Source organism: Algibacter sp. L4_22, from assembly GCF_023473045.1.
Lineage (GTDB): Bacteria > Bacteroidota > Bacteroidia > Flavobacteriales > Flavobacteriaceae > Algibacter.
In genome coordinates this window covers 1-23,186 of the sequence record NZ_JAMCOK010000008.1, presented here as the reverse complement: position 1 = coordinate 23,186, position 23,186 = coordinate 1, and the positions used below count along the sequence as shown (strand labels likewise).

Annotated in this window: 15 protein-coding genes; 12 read left to right on the top strand and 3 right to left on the bottom strand. The window is 31.5% G+C overall.

Annotated features, from left to right (window positions below; genetic code table 11):
• The first annotated feature begins 97 nt into the window (after positions 1-97).
• Positions 98-7,009 carry a T9SS type B sorting domain-containing protein gene (locus tag M4I23_RS17500; RefSeq protein ID WP_249755254.1) on the top strand — a complete coding sequence of 2,304 codons (6,912 nt, stop codon included), beginning with the start codon at positions 98-100 and terminating at the stop codon, positions 7,007-7,009.
• Positions 7,010-7,190: 181 nt separating this feature from the next.
• Positions 7,191-8,552, top strand: coding sequence for an exonuclease domain-containing protein (locus tag M4I23_RS17495; protein WP_249755253.1), 1,362 nt, complete (start codon positions 7,191-7,193; stop codon positions 8,550-8,552).
• A 78-nt stretch (positions 8,553-8,630) separates the two neighbouring features.
• On the opposite strand, the gene M4I23_RS17490 is transcribed toward M4I23_RS17495, so the two are convergent.
• The 3 genes from M4I23_RS17490 to M4I23_RS17480 form a co-directional block, all read right to left on the bottom strand.
• Positions 8,631-9,365, bottom strand: a complete 735-nt coding sequence (locus tag M4I23_RS17490) for an acyl-CoA desaturase (RefSeq protein ID WP_249755252.1) — start codon at positions 9,363-9,365, stop codon at positions 8,631-8,633.
• Between the two features lie 58 nt (positions 9,366-9,423).
• Complete coding sequence (locus M4I23_RS17485; protein WP_158851256.1) at positions 9,424-9,996, bottom strand: Crp/Fnr family transcriptional regulator; 573 nt, start codon at positions 9,994-9,996, stop codon at positions 9,424-9,426.
• Between the two features lie 216 nt (positions 9,997-10,212).
• A complete protein-coding gene (locus M4I23_RS17480; RefSeq protein ID WP_249755251.1) occupies positions 10,213-10,977 on the bottom strand; it encodes a hypothetical protein in 765 nt (254 codons plus the stop codon).
• A 561-nt stretch (positions 10,978-11,538) separates the two neighbouring features.
• On the opposite strand from M4I23_RS17480, the gene M4I23_RS17475 reads away from it, so the two are divergent.
• From M4I23_RS17475 to M4I23_RS17430, 10 genes are all read left to right on the top strand, one after another.
• Positions 11,539-12,381, top strand: a complete 843-nt coding sequence (locus tag M4I23_RS17475; protein ID WP_249755250.1) for a T9SS type A sorting domain-containing protein — start codon at positions 11,539-11,541, stop codon at positions 12,379-12,381.
• Positions 12,382-12,609: 228 nt separating this feature from the next.
• Positions 12,610-13,725, top strand: coding sequence for a T9SS type A sorting domain-containing protein (locus M4I23_RS17470; RefSeq protein WP_249755249.1), 1,116 nt, complete (start codon positions 12,610-12,612; stop codon positions 13,723-13,725).
• A gap of 677 nt (positions 13,726-14,402) precedes the next feature.
• Entirely contained in the window at positions 14,403-15,452 is a 1,050-nt protein-coding gene (locus M4I23_RS17465; RefSeq protein WP_158851262.1) for a T9SS type A sorting domain-containing protein, read from the top strand.
• A 319-nt stretch (positions 15,453-15,771) separates the two neighbouring features.
• The gene (locus M4I23_RS17460) at positions 15,772-17,235 is read left to right on the top strand and encodes an alpha/beta hydrolase-fold protein (RefSeq protein WP_249755248.1); all 1,464 of its coding nucleotides are present in this window, start codon (positions 15,772-15,774) and stop codon (positions 17,233-17,235) included.
• A 61-nt stretch (positions 17,236-17,296) separates the two neighbouring features.
• The gene (locus M4I23_RS17455; protein WP_249755247.1) at positions 17,297-19,231 is read left to right on the top strand and encodes an alpha/beta fold hydrolase; all 1,935 of its coding nucleotides are present in this window, start codon (positions 17,297-17,299) and stop codon (positions 19,229-19,231) included.
• Between the two features lie 153 nt (positions 19,232-19,384).
• The gene (locus M4I23_RS17450; protein WP_158851268.1) at positions 19,385-19,816 is read left to right on the top strand and encodes a phage tail protein; all 432 of its coding nucleotides are present in this window, start codon (positions 19,385-19,387) and stop codon (positions 19,814-19,816) included.
• Between the two features lie 194 nt (positions 19,817-20,010).
• A complete protein-coding gene (locus M4I23_RS17445; protein ID WP_158851270.1) occupies positions 20,011-20,280 on the top strand; it encodes a T9SS type A sorting domain-containing protein in 270 nt (89 codons plus the stop codon).
• 1,022 nt (positions 20,281-21,302) lie between these two features.
• The gene (locus M4I23_RS17440) at positions 21,303-21,485 is read left to right on the top strand and encodes a hypothetical protein (RefSeq protein ID WP_040757494.1); all 183 of its coding nucleotides are present in this window, start codon (positions 21,303-21,305) and stop codon (positions 21,483-21,485) included.
• Between the two features lie 177 nt (positions 21,486-21,662).
• A complete protein-coding gene (locus tag M4I23_RS17435; protein ID WP_249755246.1) occupies positions 21,663-21,914 on the top strand; it encodes a hypothetical protein in 252 nt (83 codons plus the stop codon).
• Between the two features lie 244 nt (positions 21,915-22,158).
• On the top strand, positions 22,159-22,986 hold the full coding sequence (locus tag M4I23_RS17430) for a hypothetical protein (RefSeq protein ID WP_249755245.1): 828 nt from the start codon (positions 22,159-22,161) through the stop codon (positions 22,984-22,986).
• The last annotated feature ends 200 nt before the right edge of the window (positions 22,987-23,186 follow it).

Sequence of the window (23,186 nt, the reverse complement as noted above, 5' to 3'; positions counted from 1 at the left end):
CATAAAAGGAGATACGTCGAACAAAGAAAACTTAAAGCTTTGTTAAATCTAATTTTCCATATATTTATTTTTTTATTAAAATAATCAAGATAATTATATGTGGCACTATAGGTCCCTCCTTATATCCCTGATATTACCAACAATTCTTTTTTCACAAAATATCACCCCTTCAATCGAAATTAGCGATGCTGGAGGTTTAACAGATATTTTGGTAGATTGTGATTATCCCACGGATGCCGATCGCTGCTTTGTTTTACAAGCCAATTACACCACTATTTACGAAACTACTTCTTACGAAGTAAACAGTATACCTTTTACTAACTTATCTGGTTTAACAAATGAAAATTCGGTAACCGTTTCTGCCGACGATAAATGGAGTTCTGTTTTACCATTACCTTTCGATTTTTGTTTTTACAACGAAGGTTTCAATTCATTTATTCTTGGAGATAATGGACTAATCAGTTTCAACACCACACTGGCTCTTGCCGATAGCCCTTATTTTTCAGGGAGTTTACCAAACTCATCCATGCCAACCAATGCTATATTTGGTGCTTATCACGATTTAACAAACGATGATAATGTGTTTGGCTGCACCGACGACCCGAGCACACCAGAAAACGAATGTGGCGAAATTAAAACCTATACTACAGGCACTGCTCCGCAACGCACCTTTGTTATTAGTTACGACAATTTAAACCATTTTAACTGCGAAAACACAAGGTCTACAACTCAAATTGTACTTTACGAAACCTCGAATATTATCGATGTTTATATAAAGGACAAACCAATAAATTGCGAAATAACATCTGGAGCTTATCGAAAAAATGCTTTGATAGGAATTCAAAATGAAGATGGAACATCAGCAACAACGCCTACCGATAGAAATTCTGGTATATGGAGCGCCACTAATGAAGCTTGGCGGTTTACACCAAACGGAATTCCTACAACAGTTGTGCAATGGCGAGATGCCAGAAACACACTCATTGCAACAGGCGATCAAATAACCATTTGCCCAGAAGAATCTACAAGTTATACCGCTAGAGTCACTTATGATATGTGTATTGGCACCGATGTTGTTTTAGAAGACACCATAGATATTACCATTGATTTCTCTTACCCAATAGCTATAGACAATGAGCAAACCGTATGCGATATTAACTTGGTTGGAGAAGAAACTATAGATTTAACAACCTATGTGCCATTAATGGTTGGCACGCAAACTGGTTTAGTGTTGAGTTACTATAATTCTCCAGACGATGCGAAAAATGAAACTAACCCAATACCGACTCCAGAAAACTACCTTTTAACAACCTCAACAGAAAACATATATGTTAGATTACAACGTGGCATTGGTTGTTTTGATGTAGGAACACTAACCGTTAATTTAGAAGAATTAGCAACCTCACAACTCTCTCAAATTTCAGAATGCGATGTAGATAATGATAATTCAGAAATTATAACATTTTCCGATTACACCACTCAAATTATTGGTAGCCAATCTAGCGCTACACTTTCCTATCATTTAAATCAAAATGAAGCTGAAAACAATCTAAATCCGCAAACTAATCTAACCGCTGCAAATGGCGATTCTGTTTTTGTTCGCTTAACGCTTCAACCCGATGAATCTTGCCCGAATATTGTAGAAATCCCCATAGTTCTAAATCCCGTTCCCGTTGTTGCACCTATTGAGGTTACGCTTTGTTCTAATATTGCTATTTACAATTTAACACAACATGAAACAGATGTACAATCGAACAATACCTCGGCTTTAAACTTTAGTTATCATCTTTATGAAAGTTGGGCGGAAAGAAACATTTATCCTTTTGACCCAAATGCCACGAGCAATCCTATAGACCCAGAAGTTTACCGTTTAAATAGCGCTTCTCAAATTTGGGTACGATCGTACACATCAAATGGTTGTATTGAAATTTTTCCTATAAATTTCACATATATCGATGGTGTAACCGTTCAAAACGATAACCAAGTTAGTACAGGAACTATTTTCGATTTAACCACATCTATTAATGATATGGTCACCGATTTAACAGGTATTACTGTTCAATATTACGATTCTGAAAATGGAGCACAAATACAAGACCCGAGCAGTTTAATAAGTGATCCAGCTAATTTTGGAGTTACTAATCCTGAAACCGAAGTCTTTGTTGTTTTCACTAATACAGATTCTGGTTGTATCACCATAGGAAGTATCGAATTAGAGTCTGTTGGATTTTCCGGAGGAGCTATCGATGGAGATTTTCAAATTTGTGATACCGATAACGATTCCGAAGAATTAATAACATTAAGCGCATATGATGATAGCTTAATTTCTAGTTTTGATGATTCTAGATACATGGTTGTCACCTATCATATTTTAGAAACCGATGCCGACGCTAATACTGGTGCTATTACCGAAATAAACATTACCACACCAACAACGCTTTATGCTCGTATTGCATTAGTTTTTGAAGGAACCGAACTCCATTCTACAGTAGAAGAAGTTAATTTAGATTTTCAAACCACCATACTTCTTAATCCGGTTTTAGCTACTATTTGTGACGAATTTGGTAACAACAGAGAAGTACATGACATTACTCAATATGAAGATGACATCACTACAGAAACAGGTGCCATTTTCGAATATGAAGACATTTACGGACGAGACATTAGCTCACCAGAAACCTACAACATTATTGGACCAACACGAGTTATTAATGTCTTTGTAACTACACCCGACGGCTGTACAACAGAAACCGATATTACTTTCGATTTTTATCCAATAATAACTACAAACGACGCCGAAATTCAAGCTTGTGATAGTGATAACAATAATGAAGAGCTAATTAACCTAAACGATGCTTTACCAGATGTAAACACAAATTTTATAGACTATGAAACTTCTTTTTACAATACTGAAGCAGAAGCCGAAACAGGAGATCCAACAACCCAAATACCAACACCTGAAAATTATTTAGCCACATCTAACCATTCCGTTTTTGTTCGCTTATACAATACAACCACAACATGCTATAACACAGCCGAAATAGAAATAACTATTGTTTCCATACCCGATTTACGATCTAATATGCTAAGTCTTTGTGATTTTGAAAATGACGGTATTGAAAACAATGTTGATTTATCAGATTTCAACTCAGAGATAATTGGAACTCAAAACAACATCGATTTAACGTATTACAACAGTTTAGATAATGCAAACAACAAAAACACACCAATAACTACAGCGAATATAACAAACACCACAACCTTATATGTTAATCTTTCCGCACCAGATGGTTGCGATATTTCTGGAGACATTAACTTCAGTTTAATTTCCGCACCAGTAGTTAACAACATTGATGTTACCGTTTGCGATAACTTTACCGATGGCAGTGAATATTATGATTTACGTTTAAGTCATGATGCTATCATTTCCGATCCTATAAACCATACATTCCGTTATTTTACTTCAGAAAATAATGCTATTAATAACAGCGGAGCAATTTCATATAGATATCTAATTACTAGTGTTCCGGAAACTATTTATGTCAGGGTTACAAATAGAACCACGGGATGTTTTTCAATTGCTGAAATAACATTAAATTTTACATTTCCTATCGCTGTAAACGACACCGAACTTACGGCTTGCGACGATGATTTTAACCTTTCCGAAGAGTTTGACTTAACCACCGCCATTCCGGCTATGTTAGCCGATACTACAGGGCTTGACATTACTTATTATTCTGATGAAGTAGGCGCACAAACTGCTAATACAGCTTTTCTAATTTCAACACCCGAAAATCATAATACAGCTTCAGAAACCGATAATATTTTTGTTAGATTCGACAATCCATTAACGGGCTGTTTTTCTATAGGTCGCGTTATTTTAAAGGTACTCGCCACACCTAAATTAATTGATAGTAGTCATACTATTTGCGATACCGATTTCGACGGATTTTTCACGCTAGATTTAAGCGACTTAAATGCATTAATCATACAAGATCAAACGAATCTAGTGTTCACATACTTCACCTCATTCTCAAATGCTGAAAATGAAACCGGAGCTATTTCTAACACGACAAATTATGCCATTCCAAATGATAATCATACTGTATATATTCGAGTGAAAAATCAATTTGGTTGTTGGGCTGTTGCCGCAGTTAATGTTAGTATTAGAACATCGACCAATGTTAATACTGTCACCGAAACTTTAGAAGCCTGTGACGATGATTTAAACAATTACTCCTTTTTCGATTTAACGGCTTTTGAAAACTTATTCACTACCGAAATTGGAGCTACTTTTAGATATTTCAATACCAGAATGGATGCTAATTTGGAGCAAAACCAAATTCCAAATCCAACAGTACATCAAAATGTAAATCCAAATTCACAAACTGTTTTTGTTCGAGTGTCTGTTCCCGATAAATGTGATAATATTACGAGTTTCAGTATTGAGACTATTCATATTACACCACCAACATTAACAAAAGCAACCTTTTGCGCGGGTACTTCTGTGGTTTTAGATATGGGACCAAATTACTCAACATACACCTGGAGCACAACAGAAACCACACAATCCATTGAAGTTTCCGTTGCAGGAACGTACAGCGTAACTTTAGAAGACAACGATGGCTGTATTGGCACCTTTGATGTTGAAGTTGAAGAGTTACCTCTACCAAACGTAATTTCAACATCAATTACAGAATGTGATTATACAGATATTGCCGATGGATTAATGCAATTTAATCTTCATGATTATGACAATCAAGTTACAGGCAACAACAGCAACGTTACAACTCACTTTTACTTATCGCAAAGTGCATTAGACAATGATTCCAACGAACAAAGCGCAACGTTTACAAACACAACAAATCCGCAAACCATTTACGTAAAAGTCGTTGATAATACCACAGGCTGTTTCGATTCTACAACACTAAATTTAAATAGTAGTTTTATAGAGTTAACGCCAAATACATACCAAATTTGCGATACCGATTTCGATGGTAATTACAGCTTTAACCTTACTGAATTAAACACTTTAGTAGTTGCAAACACAGCGAACCTAGTTTTTGAATATTACAATTCGCAAACCAATGCCGAAAACCAAAACGCAGCTCTTTCTGGTACTTACACCATCCCGAATAATAACCATGATGTTTATGTTCGAGTAGAAAACAGTTTAGGTTGTGCCTATATCACTTCCGTGGAAATACAACACAGAGCAAACACTTCCGTGGAAACGGTTACCGAAATATTAGAATCTTGTGATGATGATTTAGATGATTATGCCATATTCGATTTAACGGCTTTCGAAAATTTATTTACTTCAGAAATTGGAGCCACTTTTAGATATTTCAATACCAGAATGGATGCTAATTTGGAGCAAAACCAAATTCCAAACCCAACAGTACATCAAAATGTAAATCCAAATTCACAAACTGTTTTTGTTCGAGTGTCTGTTCCCGATAAATGTGATAATATTACGAGTTTCAACATTGAGACTATTCATATTACACCACCAACATTAACAAAAGCAACCTTTTGCGCGGGCACTTCTGTGGTTTTAGATATGGGGCCAAATTACTCAACATATACCTGGAACAGGACAGAAACCACGCAATCCATTGAAGTTTCCGTTGCAGGAACGTACAACGTAACTTTAGAAGACAGCGATGGCTGTATTGGTACATTTGATGTTGAAGTTGAAGAGTTACCTCTACCAAACGTAATTTCAACCTCTATTACAGAATGTGATTATACAGATATTGCCGATGGATTAATGCAATTTAATCTTCATGATTATGACGATCAAGTTACAGCAAACAACACCAACGTTACAACTCACTTCTACTTATCGCAAAGCGAATTAGACAGTGATTCCAACGAACAAAGCGCAACGTTTACAAACACTACAAATCCGCAAACCATTTACGTAAAAGTAGTTGATAACTCTACCGGTTGCTTCGATTCTACAACGCTTACCTTAAATAGTAGCTTTATAGAATTAACGCCAGCCATACTATATGTTTGTGATGAATTAAATTCTGAAGACGGATTAAACACCTTCGATTTAAGCTTAGCGTCTCCTCAAGTTTTAATAAATTCAACTGAAAATTTTGATGTCGCTTATTATGACACCTATCAAAATGCAGAACAGCAACTAGATATATTAGCAAATAATTATCAAAATACAGAGGCTTATTCTCAAACCATTTACGCTCGTGTTGAAAATAACGAAGGTTGTTCTTATATTGAAGAAGTTCTACTAGTTGTAAATAGCTTACCAAATATTGAAGTTACTCATGAAACTATTTATTGTCTAAACATCTACCCTGAAACCATCACCTTAGATGCTGGTTTAATTACGGGTTCTACAAATAATTTCACTTATTTATGGAACACAAACGAGACAACTCCGGAAATTGAAATTAACGAAGTTGGATCATATAACGTAACTGTAACATCTTTAGAAGGTTGTTCGAAAACAAGAGATATTATTGTTTCACCTTCAACTATACCAACCATTGATCGCGTAGATATTATAGATGCTATGGACATACAAACTGTTACTGTTTATCTTAACGAGAATAGTATTGGAGACAATGAATATGCTATAGACAGCGAATTTGGACCATACCAAGACAGTAATATATTTAATAATGTAGAAGGCGGATTGCACACCATTTACGTTAGAGATAAAAATAGTTGTGGTATAGATTCTGAAAAAATTTCGGTTATTAGCATTCCTAAATTCTTTACTCCAAATGGAGATGGTTTTAATGATACATGGCTGGCTTTAGGCATATCTAAAGAATTCCAAACAGATGTTTCTATTTATATTTATGATAGGTACGGAAAACTATTAAATATTTTAGATCCTTTTGGTCCAGGATGGGATGGTACTTTTAAAGGTTACCCGATGCCATCTTCTGATTATTGGTACACCGTTGATTTCCAAGAACTTTTCAGCGAAAAACATCGTCAATTTAAAGGCCATTTTACTTTAAAACGATAAAAATCAACTATTTAAATCTTTCACAAAATATATCAAAATCTAATTTTTTAAATATTTCATTCACAATAAAATTCACAGCTACATATTAAAGCAATTATTGCTTACATTTGTAGTACAACAAAAAAAACACTTCATTTAAATATAGTGTCATATTCCATAAGAATTTAGAAAGATTAGCATAATGATTTATACCGTAATTGATGTTGAAACCGCTGGACCAGGAAATAAACTTACTGAGATTTCTATTTTTAGATATGAAGACGATGAGTTAATAGATGAATTTACATCGCTTGTAGATCCTCAACAGTTAATCCCTGAATACATTACCGATTTAACAGGCATTGACGATTTGATGGTTGCTAAAGCACCAACATTCGCAGAAATTGCAGAAAACATTTTATCTATTACCCAAAATGCCATTTTTATAGCGCATAATGTGAGTTTCGATTTTAACGCCATACAAAATGAATTTGCGGCAATAGATATAAAATTTGTTAGAAAGAAACTCTGCACCGTTAGACTTTCTAGAAAATTATTACCAGGCCACAAAACCTATAGTTTGGGTAAACTGTGTGCTAAATTAAATATTCCCATAGTAGGCAGACACCGCGCAAGAGGCGATGCTGAAGCTACTGTTATTCTATTTAAAATACTACTAAATCAGCCAACAGCAGCCGAAGTTATTGAGTCCTTTTTAAAGAAAGCCACTAAAGAAACTAAAGTACCAAAACATCTTAAACAAGAAACTTTCGATCAGCTACCAAGTACCACCGGAATCTATTATTTTAAAGATGAAAACGATGCTATTATCTACGTAGGCCGGGCTAAAGACATAAAAAAACGCGTGTTAAGTCATTTTTCGAGTAAAGCAGAAAAAGAGATTAATTTATCTAAAGAATTAACCGATGTAGATTATGAACTTTCGGGTAGTGAAACCATTGCATTACTGATGGAAGATGCTGCGTTAAAGGAACATCTTCCAAAATACAATCAAGCCGCTAAACGTGCTCCTAAAGCGTATGCTATATTTAGTTATCAAGACAGAAATGGTATATTACATTTGGCTTACAATACACTAAAATCGACACCAAACGCCATACAAGTATTATATAGCATTCAAGAATGTAACCATTACTTAGAAGTACTTTGTAAACAGTTTAATTTATGCCCAAAATACACACATTTACAGGAAGGTACCGCAAATTGTTCGCTCTACCCTATTCAATCTTGTAAAGGTATTTGTGATAAAAAAGAATCGATGGCTTTATATAATCTTCGTGTTAAACAAGCTATAGATTATCTTAAAAACATGTCTAAAAACGTGATCGTAAAACAACAAGGTCGATATGAAAATGAAGAAGCCTTCATTTTAATTGAAAACAGCAGCTACAAAGGTTACGGTTTTATCGATAAGTACGAGCAAATTAATACTTCGGAAGATTTAGAACCTTTTTTAATTCCCCAACAAGACAACATAGATATTAAAAGAGTTTTGAATAAAATATTGATTAGTCCTGATCAAAGTGTCTTGCAAACCCAGTAACATATTTTAATTTACATAAAACAAAAAAGCAACCTAATTAGGTTGCTTTTTTGTTTTTGCTATATAATACCGAATTTACTAACTAACGGCTTTCTTCAATTTAATAATATGTAGTTTATCTAAAACAACCATAATACAATACGTAATATCAACCTCAAACCAACGCACTCCAAAATTTGCACGTCCACTGTGAGAATGATGATTGTTATGATAGCCTTCGCCCATCATTAAAAAATCGAATGGTAATAAATTTTTAGACGTATCGGCAACTTTAAAATTTCTATACCCATAAATATGAGCAAACCAATTTATAATTACGCCGTGTATTGGTGCCATTAAAAAAGCTACAGGTAAAAATAACCATTGCCACCAAGCAGTTGCAAAGAAAATAAAAAACACAGTGTATAATGCAGCCCAAACTAATCGAGACACTCTAGAACTTGCAAATTTATCGAAAGACTCCCATTGCGGAACGTTTTTTGTAAACTTATCAGCAACCTCAATTCGTTTTTGATTTATGTCTTGATAAATGTTTTTTGTACGCCACATCATAGAAAACACATTGGCATCATATTTAGGCGAATGTGGATCTTTTTCTGTATCAGCATAAGCATGGTGCATTCTATGCATAACACCATAACCATAAGCACTTAAATAATTAGAACCTTGAAAAACCCAAGTTAAAAAGAAACATATACGCTCTGCCATTTTAGACATGGTAAAGGTTTGATGCGCCGCATAACGATGTAAAAAGAATGTTTGAAAAAACAAACCTGTATACCATAAAATGATAATAAAAATAAGAATACTCATAATCTTTGTTTAGTTAACAAAGGTCTTATTACTTTATGGAAATTACAATGAACCTAGGTTAAGAAATTCGTTTCCTAATTCGGCTTAAAGCCTGTGCTGTAACCCCAATATACGAAGCAATATATTTTAAAGGCACCTCTTTAATTAAGTTTGGACGCTCTGTAAATAGCTTAAGGTAACGCTCTTCTGCAGTTTCATTTAAAAGCGATTGCTCTCGTTTAGATTTTATGAGAAATAAACGCTCTGACGACATGCGCCCGATAACATTACCAACAAAACTTTTTTGATATACTTCTTGTAAATCTTTATAAGAAATACTCCAAATAACCATATTTGTAAGCGCCTCTATTTGGTAGAGCGATGGTTTGTGTGTTAAAAACGAATCGTAAGCGCTTATAAATTCATTTTCGAAACAAAACCCGAAAGTGATTTCTTTCTCTTTATCTTCCTTCGGAATTAAAAAACGTGCAATACCAGATTCTATAAAAGAGATGTAGTTCTCCACCTGACCAATTTCGGTAAGTTTATCTTTTTTATTAAACTCGCGCTTAATTAATTTAGATGAAAACAACGTCCAATCGGTATCGTTCACAGTAATGGTTTCTTCTATATAAGCTCTAATATTTTTCATATGAAACTGTTATATACAAATAACGTTATTTTTAATAAAAAAAGTAATTTTTTTTCAGACTATCCTAATATAATCTAGATAACGCGTTTGATGAGGGAAAAAACATTTTAAAGCATAACTCTTTCCTTTTTTCAAAAAAAGCTATCCAAAAGGATAGCTTCTTTTAAGTTTCACTTCAAAACTCTAGTAATATTATTAAGAAGAAACTTCTTAAAATTATTTTATATACTGCTTCAATATTTCTTTTAAAATAAGTAAATCTTTATCCTTACTTCTAATTATGCTCTGTTTATCATCACATTCAAATAAAGAATAATCGATTTCAACTAAATTGATGTCTTTTTTATCAAGCACATCTTTTCGTCTTTTATTATATTTTTTTATTTGCTCACTTCTAGTAATACCGCTTACCGTCATAACATCTAGCTTATCCGAATCTTGATCTACTTCGTTCTGCTTTTCTGCAAATTCAATTACTAAATTAGCCTCTTTATAAAAGCCCGGTAAAGATAATTTTGTTCTTGTTTTACCTCTTTTATGCATATCTCCTAACAAAAAAGGAAAAGTATGTTTACGCGAAGATTTTTCACTAAGTAATTCGTCACATAGATCTAAGATGTAGAACTCATCACTATTTTCTCTTTGTGCTTTAGATTTTTCTTTTTTAGAAACGGCTGTTATAGCTTCATTTGGAACAAACTTAGCGCCTTCTCTTACCAAATACCAATAGACTGCTGTTTCTGTGCGTTCTGCGTGAACTAAAGGTATTCTAGTCAAGGCTTTCTCTTTATCTAAAGCTCGTAACACTTTACGAAGAGGTAAACCTTTTTTATTATCCTTTGTAAAAACACCTGCTAATATTAAATCTGCCATGATGTCTTTTGCAGGAATCCAATCTTTATTAGTATGTGTATTAAAGTAATTCTCTATTACCTTATTAATTTGAGTGACTATGTCTTCGTTATTACGATTATTCTCCATGATTATAACTTTTATGTATTGCATTTGACTGCAACTAAAAACGGGCGCAAGGTAAGCCAATATTATTATGATATAATTATACTAGTTACTTAATTATGTTTTTAAAATAGTATATGCATATATTTATTCTGAATAATATACAAAGTTCCTATAAAATGTAATAAAAAAACAGAGCTCATTCTTCCCTCCTTTTAATTTAAATAAAGATATTCTGTATTTAGAAATTTCCCAGAATTACTCAACACGTGTCCATAATACTATCAAAATCATATTATTAGATTATATTAATTTCACTAAAAAGATTATAAAACCCTTAAAGTTTAAATATTTTTAATTACTTTTAAATCCCAATAAGCTATAAGCAAGCTTATTACACATCCTCCCTATTTATTTTTACAATTAGAAGCAAAAGTCAATTTTAGTTGCTATCACTAAATATTGCTAACGAGTTATGTAATTTATTACGGCCTCTTTAATAAATAATAAGATGCTATTTAAATAACCATTAGATATACACTATTGCCTTTATTCAATTGTTAGCAAACATTAAAAAATAATATTATGAAAAAAAATTACACAATACATTTTTTATTATTAGTTCTTTTATTTAATAGTAACGCTATAATTGCCCAATCCACAGAAGATTTTGAGTCTGAAACGGCAGGTGCAACTAATTTTACAGATAGCGGTCAAGGATTTACTATAACAAATGGTTCTGGTGAAACAACATATGACATTGAACCTTTTGCAAATGGTGGATGGAATGGATCTTCACCTGATAATCAGTTTATTGATAATTCAAGTGGAACACCAAATCAAAATGATGGAACTTCATTTACAATTACCACCACAGATGGAACAGATATAACTATAAAAAGTCTTTACTTATTTGTATCAAAAAGAAATTTGACAGCAGGAGTTTCAACTACACTAACAATAGAGGGTAAAAGAAATGGAGCAACAATTTATACCATAGTAAAAAATTCTGGCATTATTGATGGAGCAAACTTTACTCCAAACAATGGTTTTAACTTTATAAATTTTTCTACAGAGGGAAGTGTTGATAACTCTAATAAAAACGTAGATGAGTTAATTATTTCTGCAACTGGTAATGGAGACTATTTAGCGCTCGATGCATTTACTTGGAGTGCAGAAGTATTATCCACTAACAATTTTGAAATTGCACAAAATAAAATTAAAATATTTCCAAACCCTTCCTCAGAATTAATTACAATTTCAGGTTTAAAAAAAGATGATAGTTATAAAATATATAACGTTTTGGGTTCTATAATGGATAAAGGTATTATCCATGACAAAGAAAAAATTAATATTCAAAATTTAAATAATGGTTTATACTTCTTGAAATTTGACCAAGGAAACACTATAAAATTTATAAAAAAATAAATAACGTTTGCTAACACCGTATAAAAATAATTGCGATTTAGTGCTTAATCAAAGGTCGTTGCGTGTTTGTAACGTCTGATTTTCCTGCGGAAAATCCTCGCATACAAACCCGCAACTATTCTTATGCATAAACGTTTTACAACATTTGTTTGCTCACAAAAAAAATGAAGATAAATTAACTAAAAAACATCTTGTATTAAACCCAATCCCTTTTAAGGAGAAATACTTATGAAAAAAACACTTATAATAACATTCCTTATTTTAAGCACATGCAAGGCCGTAGCTCAAATAGCGAACGTTGAAGAAGTTTTTGATTTACCAATAACATTGAGTGAATCATCAGGAGCTATATTTTTTAATAATAAACTTATTACTCATAACGATTCGGGTAATGAAAATAAACTTTATGAGTTAAATACAATTTCTGGTTTAATTATTAGAACTATTACAATTACCAATGCTACAAATGTAGATTGGGAAGATATTGCACAAGATGAAATATCTATATACATTGGAGATATAGGTAATAACAGTGGAAATAGAACCGATTTAAAGATTTACAAAATAAATAAAAGTGATTATCTAAGTTCCTCCAATGTAAAAGCAGAAATTATAAACTTCAGTTATTCAGATCAAGTAGATTTTGATTCTAACCCTAATAATACAGAATGGGATGCAGAAGCACTCATTTCTTTTGACGCAGATAATCTCATTTTATTTACTAAAAACTGGGTTAATGGCACAACAAAAGCTTATTCATTCCCAAAAAACAGCGGCACTTTTACTTTAAAATCATTGACAACAGCGTTAACTAGCGGAGGGTTAATAACTGGAGCTACCTACAATCCATTAACAGAAAAAGTATATTCAATAGGTTATAATTCAGCATTACAACCTTTTGTTTGGGTTAGTGAAAACTTTAAAAATAATGATATTTTTTCGGGTACTAACACACAAATATTACTTACAAGTTTGGGATTTGAACAAGCAGAGGCTATAACACATATTGAAGATAACAAGTATTTTATTACATCCGAATCATTTAACATCGGCCCCTTATCTAGTAATGGAAAATTAGTTTCATTTACAACAAACGATAACGTGTTATCTAATGTAGAACAAGTAACTAGCGAATTTATTATATATCCAAACCCTGTTAAAGACATACTATTAATTGATAACCTAGAATTTACTTCAATTGAAATTTATGATATACAATCTACACTTCTTTATAGAGGATACAACAAAAAAATAAATGTTTCAAAACTTAGCAAAGGGCTTTATTTGGTTAAGATTAATTTAAAAAATAATAAATATAAAATTAAGAAAATAATTAAAAATTAATTGAATATTATTAAAACGGGATTTAGTGCTTAACCTAAAGTTTAGATATTTAGTCATACTATTTTTGTTTTAATATCATGTAAACATTCCACAGATAACATGTCTGAAACCTAAACTTTCGAAGACATTTACAATCAAGCAATATTAGTTGACACACATAATGATATTCTACTCCAAAAAATAGAAAGATATTTATAATAGATAATGATTTAAAAGCATATCAATCAAAGAAATAACTACTACAAAAAATACTTTAGTAAAAAAGCATTACATTTTTAATAGATAATTTATATAACTATCATTAAATGATAATCTTAAAAAAAGCCATAAAGTATTAACATATCATCCAAATAAATCTCATATTTCAAAAAATCAGCAAAAATTAAATATTATTAAGTTTTTCTTTTTTAACATATCTGTTTTTATATATTTTTAACACATATACCTCATTGAAAGGTTATTACCCATCCTCCCTATTTACTTTTAAACCATTACTTAAAGTCAAGATTAGATGTTTATTCTATTTTTTGACTTGGAATTGTTGTAGATACTTCTTTTTATAAAAAGTGTTATTTACATAATTTCCAATGCATAAGTTTAAAAAAAACAGTACCAACTATATAATTTAAAAAGACGCGATTTACTGTATCAAATTGTTAGTAAACATTAAATATATTATGAAAAAAAAGCTATACTTATTAGTCTTATTAATACTAAGTGTAAATATTTTAATAGCTCAAACAATAGATGTTGTTACAGGATTATCTGGAAATCCTAACAGGCTATTGCTAGATGGTAATGATCTATATTTTACGGAACAGACAAGTAACAAATTGTCAAAAATTGATATTTCAAATAGTAATCCAATCCCTATAGATATTATTGCAGGATTGGATGATCCATTAAGTATGGTTCTAAATGGAAATGACTTGTATATTGCAATTGGATTTGACAACAAGATTTCTAAAATTGACATATCATCCAATTCGCCAGTTTTAAAAGATGTGATTACAGGACTAAATAAACCGAATGGTATGATTCTAATCGGTAATGAACTCTATTTCTCTGAATCTTATGTTGGCACTATTTCCAAAATTGACATTTCTGATAATTCACCAACACGAGAAGTTGTTGTATCTGGTTTAAATTTTCCAAGTGCGCTTGCCCTTAATGGGAGTGATTTATATGTTTCTGAAATATTGGGAGATAAAATCACCAAAATTGATCTTTCTAGTAACCCACCAACAACCAAGGATGTTATTACAGGTCTGAATGGACCAATAGGCCTTAGAATTAATGGAGACGAATTATTTATTGCACAACTTGCTGAAAATAAAATAACTAAAATCAACATATCGAATAATACTCCAACTCCCATTGAAGTTGTATCCGGACTAGACGGTCCTACAGACATTATATTCATAGAAAACGAACTGTATATCTCTGAACATAGTGGTCAAAAAATATCAAAACTAGAAAACACCCTTTTAGGACTAAATGAATTAAGCTATAACAAAATTATTATGTACCCTAATCCAACTTCAGACTTTATAAGCTTTTCAAACATTAAACAACCAATGGAATATAGCATATTTAGTATTAACGGAATGAAAATATTAAGTGATATAGCTAATCCAAATGAAAAAATTGACATAAGAAGCTTAAATTCTGGCACATACCTTATTAACATAAACAACAAACTTACTGAACGTATAATTAAAAAGTAACATTTCCAGAAAATACACATCACTCAAAGAAATCTCTTATTTCAAAAATTAAATATTATTAAGTTTTTCTTTTTTAAATATTTTTTTTCATATATTTAACACAAGCACCTTATTAAAAGGTTATTACACTTCTTCCCTATCTACTTTTTAAAGCATAATTTAAATTCATTTTTAGATATTTATTCTAAAGATTGATACCGAATTATTGCGGATATTATTTTCTATAATAACGCAGTATTTACAAAAGTTCGAATGCATGGTTTTAATAAAAAACTAACCATATAATTAAGTTGGCATTAACTATAAACACATGTCTATAATGAAAAAAACATACCTTTTAATTGTTCTCTTTTTAATATTTGGCTTCCATTCTAATGCTCAAATATTTGAAGTTAGCTTCGCTTCTAGCCTAATTAAAGAAGATTTTTCAGGAAATGTGCTCCTCTACCTTTCAAAAGATAATAAATCACCAAAAGACATTTTTGTTGGACTTGAATTAACTCCTGTTTATAGAGTAGTTGTAAATAATTTAAAAGCCAATGAAATCGCAGTTTTCAAAGATGATGCCGTATCATATCCCGTTGAATTATCAAATATTGAAAGAGGAGAATACTATGTACAAGCTGTATTTGATTTAAATCTTGGTGATGTAAATATTGGTTCAAGTTCTGGAAATATTTATTCCGATCCGATAAGAATTAATCTAACCAAGGATTTTAATAAAGTTTTTAAGATTAAAGCAGATAAGGTTATTAAACCAATAAAATTTAATGAAACTGAATTTTTAAAAGAAGTAAGTGTTAAATCGAACCTATTGAGTAAGTTTCATAAAAAGGATATGTTTATTAACGCCGCCGTTAGCTTACCTAAAGAATACTATAACCAGCCTAATAAAGAATATCCGGTGATTTTTTCAATTTTTGGTTTTGGAGCGAATTATAAATTGCATTCAGGTCGTAGTGCTTTTTTAGAGCAATTAGAAGAGGAGTCTACCATTGTTGTTTATTTAGATGGAAATTGTTCAGAAGGACATTCTACCTATGCAAACAGTGATGTTAACGGTCCTTGGGGAGACGCACTTGTAAAAGAACTCATTCCTGTCTTAAAGCAAAAATATAGAACTAACGGTGCCTTTTTACTTCACGGTCATAGCAGCGGAGGCTGGACGACCCTTTGGTTACAAATAAATTATCCAAAAACATTTGCAGGAGCTTGGTCTAGTGCTCCCGATCAAGTAGATTTTAGAAACTACCAAAACGTAAATATTTATGAAGCGGACAATATCTTTTATAAAGATAAAGGCAACATGCTACCTTTATTCACAATAGCTGGAAGAATTCCTGTCATTAATGCCAAAGACTTTTATAAAACTGAGAATGTGATATATAGAGGTTCACAAATTCATTCTTTTGATGCCGTTTTTGGTGGATATGATAAGGACGGAAACAGAATTCGGTTAGTAGATATTGCAACCGGAGAAATAAATAAGGATGCACTTGCTTTATGGAAAAGATATGATATATCTATTTTATTAAGAGAAAATTGGGCAAACCTTAAGGACGATTTACAAGGTAAAATTAGAATATCAGTTGGTAATAGTGATAATATTTTTTTAAACCGTTCTGTACAATTACTAGAAAAAGAAATGAAGCCGTTAAATACCAATATAGTATTTAGTTATGTTCCCGGAGACCATTTTACAATATTTACGGATGAGTATAAAAAGGATGGCATGCAATTTTTGATAAAGTGTTATAAAAATTGGTTGATTAAAAACAAATAAGAAACAACACCAAACCTACTATAAATCAATGATTAACAGTAAAAAAATTAAATATAATATTATGAAAACAAATTTTTTAGGATTATGCTTATTAATACTCATGTTTTCTTGCAAAGACAACAAAACAGATAAAGTGATGGTAGATCGCGAAATCAAGCAATATACTATTGAACAATTTATGGATAATGAAGCTGTGAATGGTGGAAGTTTTTCTGCAGATAATAGCAGCTTACTTGTTTCTAGTAATCGCTCCGGAATCTATAATGTTTACACTATTCCTGTTAAAGGTGGAGAAATGAATGCGATTACTACCTCTGATAGCACTTCTATTTTTGCAGAATCGTACTTCCCGAATAGCAATAGAATGCTATTAAGTGCCGATGGAAATGGTGATGAAATAAATCATTTATTTGTAAGGGAATTAGACGGTACTATCAAAGATATAACACCAGAAAAGGGGGCTGTTTCCTTTTTTTATGAATGGTCTAAAGATGATAACTATCTATATGTTGGTTCTAACAAAAGAGATCCAAAATTCTTTGATGTGTATAAAATGTCTATAACTGATTACTCCTCGGAAATGATTTATCAAAATAATGATGGTCTTAACTTTGAAGTAATTTCTAGTGATGAAAATTATTTTGCTTTATCAAAATCTTTAAACACAAATGATAGCGACTTGTTTCTTTATGACGCAAAAACAAAGGAAACGATTAAAATCAACGAAAATCAAAGTAAAAATACAGCTCAAGATTTCTCAGATGATAATTCTACATTTTATTATACAACAGATGATGGCGGAGAATTTTCATATTTAATGTCTTATAATTTACAGACTAAAGAGCAATTAAAAGTTCTAGAAAAATCTTGGGATATTTCGGGAAGCCGTTTTACTTCCGAAGGAAAATATATGGTTGTTTACGCAAACGAGGATGGTAAAAATGTTATTGACATTTTAGATTCTAAAACAATGAATCCCATTGATTTACCAGATTTTAAAGATAAAAGCATCACAAGTGTTAGTTTTAGCAACGATGAAAAATGGATGCGCATGTATGTTGGTGGTTCTAATTCACCTTCAGACTTATATACCTATAATTTTGAAACTAAGGAACAACATAAATTAACAAATGTTCTTAATGATGCTATAGATGTTGAAGATTTAGTGACGGCAAAAGTGATACGTTTCAAATCGTTTGATGGTGTAGAAATTCCTGCTATTTATTACTTACCTCTTCAGGCGTCTGTAACAAACAAAGTACCAGCAATGGTTTGGGTTCATGGTGGTCCGGGTGGTCAAACACGCCAAGGTTTTAGCTCTCTTATTCAATATTTAGTTAATCATGGTTATGCGGTTTTAGCGGTTAACAATCGTGGAAGTAGTGGCTACGGAAAAACATTTTATAAAATGGATGACCGCAACCATGGCGAGAAAGATTTACAAGATTGTGTGGAAGGTAAAAATTGGTTGGCATCGCAAACCGAAATTGATAACAGCAAAATAGGCATCATTGGTGGATCCTATGGTGGATACATGACTATGGCGGCATTAACTTACACTCCAGAAGAATTTGATGTTGGCGTAAATCTCTTTGGTGTTACCAATTGGATTAGAACATTAAAGAGCATTCCTCCATATTGGGAATCGTATAGAGAGTCATTATATTTAGAATTAGGCGATCCATTTTCGGTAGATTCTGTGAGATTAAAACGCATATCCCCTTTATTCCATACCGATAAAGTAACCAAACCCTTAATTGTTTTACAAGGCACTCAAGACCCGAGAGTATTACAAATAGAAAGTGATGAAATTGTTGCTGGCGTTAGAAAAAATAGCGTTCCTGTAGAATATGTATTATTCGAAGATGAAGGTCATGGTTTTGTTAAAAAAGAAAATCAAATAGAAGCTTATAGTAGAATTCTAAAGTTTTTAGATAAATACCTTAAAAAGGAAAACACACCAATTGAAGGAGAAACAGAAGGTTCTAAAATATAAAGGCCATAAAGTTGCAACCCTCTTAAATAAATAATATTGAACTATTTAAATTTGATTTAGCACGAAGATATGAATTGACTCATTTGAAATAACGGAATGAATGATACCATAAAAAAATACATCCACATTTTAAAACTAAAAATTAAGCGCATTATGAGCAATTATCCATTAACCACAAGTCACTTTAAAGTTGAATGGGGAGGAACTAGAACAGGTTTCACCGAAATATCAGGATTATCTATTGAAGCAAAAAGTATAAAGTATAGAGAAGGCGATTCTGCTGTACACTCCACAGAAAAAATACCCGGACAATTAAAATATAATAATATCATTTTAAAAAGAGGTCTTAAAAAAAATGATCTTGAATTTTATGATTGGATAAACACAATACAGCACAATAAGGTTGAACGCAGAGATATAACGATTTCCTTACTAAATGAAAATCATGAACCAGTAATAGTGTGGAAACTAAAAAATGCATTTCCCATAAATATTGAATGGTCAGATTTGAGAGCTAATGCTAATGAACCAGCAATTGAATCTATTGAAATTAACCACGAAGGTATATTTATTGAAAGTATTTAGTATACTATTTTTATAAAAAAGTAGAAGTAACAAAAATATTATGTCTTCCAGCGATAGAAGAACCTCTGTTACCATAATAGCAGATTGGAGAAAAACGAACTGTTGTAGAATGAATTTGTATGTAAGAAATGAAGGTTTAATGGCGTAACCTAGCGGAGATACTTGGCACACCTAATGAAATATTAAAGGAAGTAATGAGTTATGAGGAAACCTTAGTTCCTGATCACGTTGAACGGAATACAGCCAATCAAATTTACCCAAATCCGTTTGCTAATAAACTAACCATTACTGGGAAAAATTTACTGAATAAAGAAGTGAAATTATACTCTATGTTAGGCAGAGATATATCCAATACTGTTGAATTTATATCTCGCTCTAACAATAAAGTTGTACTCAGAATAAATAATTTAAATTCCGAAAACTTATTTCTTGAAGGTAGGAAACACAACAAGAATGATAAATAAACTTGAACGCTAATTACTATGCTATTCAAGCGTATTTACAATTAAGCTGTTTATTTTTTGCTTGCTTTTTTAGCCAACTTTGCAGCTTTTTTTTCTTTAGGCGTTAATGTTGCCTCTTTTTTTACATTCTTTTTTGAATCTTGCGATTTAGCCATAACTTAATGTTTTAAGATGTTTTAATTGTGGAATAAATGTAGTGAAAAGGATGATATGAAAATTTTATTACCTATTTTTTTTATAAAAATTAGGTGTTACGCCTTAAAAATGATACAAAAACCTAAAATCCACGATAACAAAATAAGCTCTTTTCATCATTTATTTATTCAAATTACGGTTTTCCGTAAAACTAATTAAAACGGCCTTTGTACTTTAGCTTCAGTTTAAGAAAAATAGGTAGAAATACGTATGTTTTTTTTTACTAAGAATAACTAACTTCGGCCGAATCTCTTCAATGGGTTTCTATGATGCAGAATAATCCATATTGGGATCTTTTTGGAGAGAATGAGTAGTTGAAGTAGTCATATGAATAAGTTGTGCAACATATGCCAAAGATTGATAATTTGAAATAATAAATTGAAAAAGTATATAAAATATCTAATTTCCTTCCTTCTGATTTTCGGTCTGACGGTTAACGAATGTTCTCTATATTCTCAAACCAATTCTTCGAACTATCATCAAGTCTCAAACATCAATACCCGAAAAGAATTTAGCCATAAATATTCGGAATTATACGTTTACGGTAGACAGCTTCAATCAGAAAAAATATTTGTTGCGCTGATTACATATCTCAACTTACGAGATTTTTATAGTGCTAAATTTACAAGAATCTTTAATTTACAAATTGAACGGTATCAAACAATAAGTTCAATAATAGCTCGACACGTTTTCTTAAATAAAAAATTCGTGTCCAGCAATCAATATACAAGTTTATACATAGCCTAGAACAGACTTTACTTTCTATGCGAATATGCTTTACTGCATAAAATGATAAAACAAATGTCTAATCATTTATCATTACTAAAATGTATAAACAAAAGAATAAAACACATTTGGAGAAATCCAAACAAATCCTTAATTGGATAAAAAGAAAAATTATATTAATAATTACTGCCGTTATGCTTGGAATGTCAAATGCAATGTATGACGAAGATAAAATGATTAATGGAAATCAAAATCATACTGAACAAGAACATAAAAAGGATTGACAGAATAAAAAACAAAATACGTTGCACAACACAGTATATAAAAAATTGCTATTTTTAGCTTAACCAATGTGATTTGCTTTGTTTGCTTGCGTCCGATTTTCCTTCGGAAAATCCTCGCACTCAAACACGCAACTTTCCATATACATAAACGTTACCTGCAAGCTGAAAATCGAACTTATGAAAAAAATTGGGACAATAATTTTACTGCTGATTTCAATTAACTCAATTGGACAAAACCTCGTTGAATGCGGAATTGATAATAATCCGAAACTTACTCAAACGGAATCTGAATTTCTGACTGAATATATGAATGACGAACAGCTGAAAAATTATGATTTAACCGACAAGAAAGTGATTTTTGTAACTGGAAATAGTGCTCAACAATTCGGAACGAAATCGGAACGAAATCGGAATATTTTGACCAAATAAAAGAGTCAAATAAAAACGAAAGTAAAATTGCAACTTGGATTGTTGAACTGAATGAAAATGAACGAAAAATATCTGGTGGATACGATGTTATAATCACATATTGGGTTAAAATTTTGACCAAAAAAAGAAAGAATAAAATTATAAACGAAATAAAAGCCAGCAGGTAACACCGTATAAAAATAATTGCGGTTTAGCGCTTAATCAAAGGTCGTTACACATAACCGCTGCAGCCAATTTTAGAATAATGCCAGATAAAAAAGCAAAACAAATTTTATTTAAATCATTTTGGAAAAATGGTTGGATTGACACTAAAGACAGACAATTATTAAAGGAGGATTTCGAATATGCTAAATCAAAAGGCTATATGTTTGAACCTTTAACAATTGACCATAATGAATGTTTGGAAAAAATCATCTCAATAAGAGATAAAATTAGCTTAGAGAACATATCTAAAGCCTTTCTTAGTAGTCTTTCTTCAAAAAGACTTGATCTACGCTCTTCTTTATCAAGTTACTTCTTATCTCATAAATTTAAGAAACACGACTACTCCCCTGTTGTATCAGGAACTTCTTATGAAAACGGACAACCTAAATATCATTCTTACACTTGTAAAATATGTAGGGATGTTCAGTATGGTGTTATAGGTGATAAAAACTATGTAGAACGAGACTTAAATGTACTGAATTTTGAGAGACTAAAATGGGGAGGAGTTAGACATGGTGAATTAATATATACATTGTTTGACTTACAACAGTTTGAAAAAGAAACAATTGAAGAACCTCTAAAAGAAGATATAAATATCTTTAAAAACATACTAAATATTATTGAAACCTCAGAACCAAATGATTATCCAGGAAAGTTAGAAACAAGATTAAAAGATGTTATAAAGTCAAGTAAACCAGAAAGACAAGCACTCATTGAAATTTTAGCTTCAATTGGAATTCTAAAACCTAAAAGTTACGATAGACCCATAAAAGGAAAAAATGACTGGACATTTGTTGAATATTGGAGAGGTGAAGATAAATATGACCAACAAACAGTTGAAAAATATTTTGGAACACACTTGAAATAAAAGTGACCTAAAGTAATGATTATCATTAATACGGGTTTTGGTGCTTAATCGAAAGTTAAGTGTTTTTTTAGAGAGTCCGCCAAAGCTTTGAACTGCTCCCAAAAAGTTAGACACTATTTGAGGGTATTATTATGGGAAGAAAAGTCAAGTATGATTACGCATTTAAACTTCGATGTGTAAAGCAAGTTTTAAAAAATCAC

Excerpts from the sequence above, each read along its gene's own strand:
- M4I23_RS17500 (WP_249755254.1), top strand. The coding sequence starts at position 98 with ATGTGGCACTATAGGTCCCTCCTTATATCCCTGATATTACCAACAATT.
- M4I23_RS17450 (WP_158851268.1), top strand. The coding sequence starts at position 19,385 with ATGAGCAATTATCCATTAACCACAAGTCACTTTAAAGTTGAATGGGGA.
- M4I23_RS17475 (WP_249755250.1), top strand. The coding sequence starts at position 11,539 with ATGAAAAAAAATTACACAATACATTTTTTATTATTAGTTCTTTTATTT.
- M4I23_RS17440 (WP_040757494.1), top strand. The coding sequence starts at position 21,303 with ATGTATAAACAAAAGAATAAAACACATTTGGAGAAATCCAAACAAATC.
- M4I23_RS17495 (WP_249755253.1), top strand. The coding sequence starts at position 7,191 with ATGATTTATACCGTAATTGATGTTGAAACCGCTGGACCAGGAAATAAA.
- M4I23_RS17460 (WP_249755248.1), top strand. The coding sequence starts at position 15,772 with ATGAAAAAAACATACCTTTTAATTGTTCTCTTTTTAATATTTGGCTTC.
- M4I23_RS17465 (WP_158851262.1), top strand. The coding sequence starts at position 14,403 with ATGAAAAAAAAGCTATACTTATTAGTCTTATTAATACTAAGTGTAAAT.
- M4I23_RS17430 (WP_249755245.1), top strand. The coding sequence starts at position 22,159 with ATGCCAGATAAAAAAGCAAAACAAATTTTATTTAAATCATTTTGGAAA.
- M4I23_RS17480 (WP_249755251.1), bottom strand. The coding sequence starts at position 10,977 with ATGGAGAATAATCGTAATAACGAAGACATAGTCACTCAAATTAATAAG.
- M4I23_RS17490 (WP_249755252.1), bottom strand. The coding sequence starts at position 9,365 with ATGAGTATTCTTATTTTTATTATCATTTTATGGTATACAGGTTTGTTT.
- M4I23_RS17445 (WP_158851270.1), top strand. The coding sequence starts at position 20,011 with ATGAGTTATGAGGAAACCTTAGTTCCTGATCACGTTGAACGGAATACA.
- M4I23_RS17470 (WP_249755249.1), top strand. The coding sequence starts at position 12,610 with ATGAAAAAAACACTTATAATAACATTCCTTATTTTAAGCACATGCAAG.
- M4I23_RS17435 (WP_249755246.1), top strand. The coding sequence starts at position 21,663 with ATGAAAAAAATTGGGACAATAATTTTACTGCTGATTTCAATTAACTCA.
- M4I23_RS17485 (WP_158851256.1), bottom strand. The coding sequence starts at position 9,996 with ATGAAAAATATTAGAGCTTATATAGAAGAAACCATTACTGTGAACGAT.
- M4I23_RS17455 (WP_249755247.1), top strand. The coding sequence starts at position 17,297 with ATGAAAACAAATTTTTTAGGATTATGCTTATTAATACTCATGTTTTCT.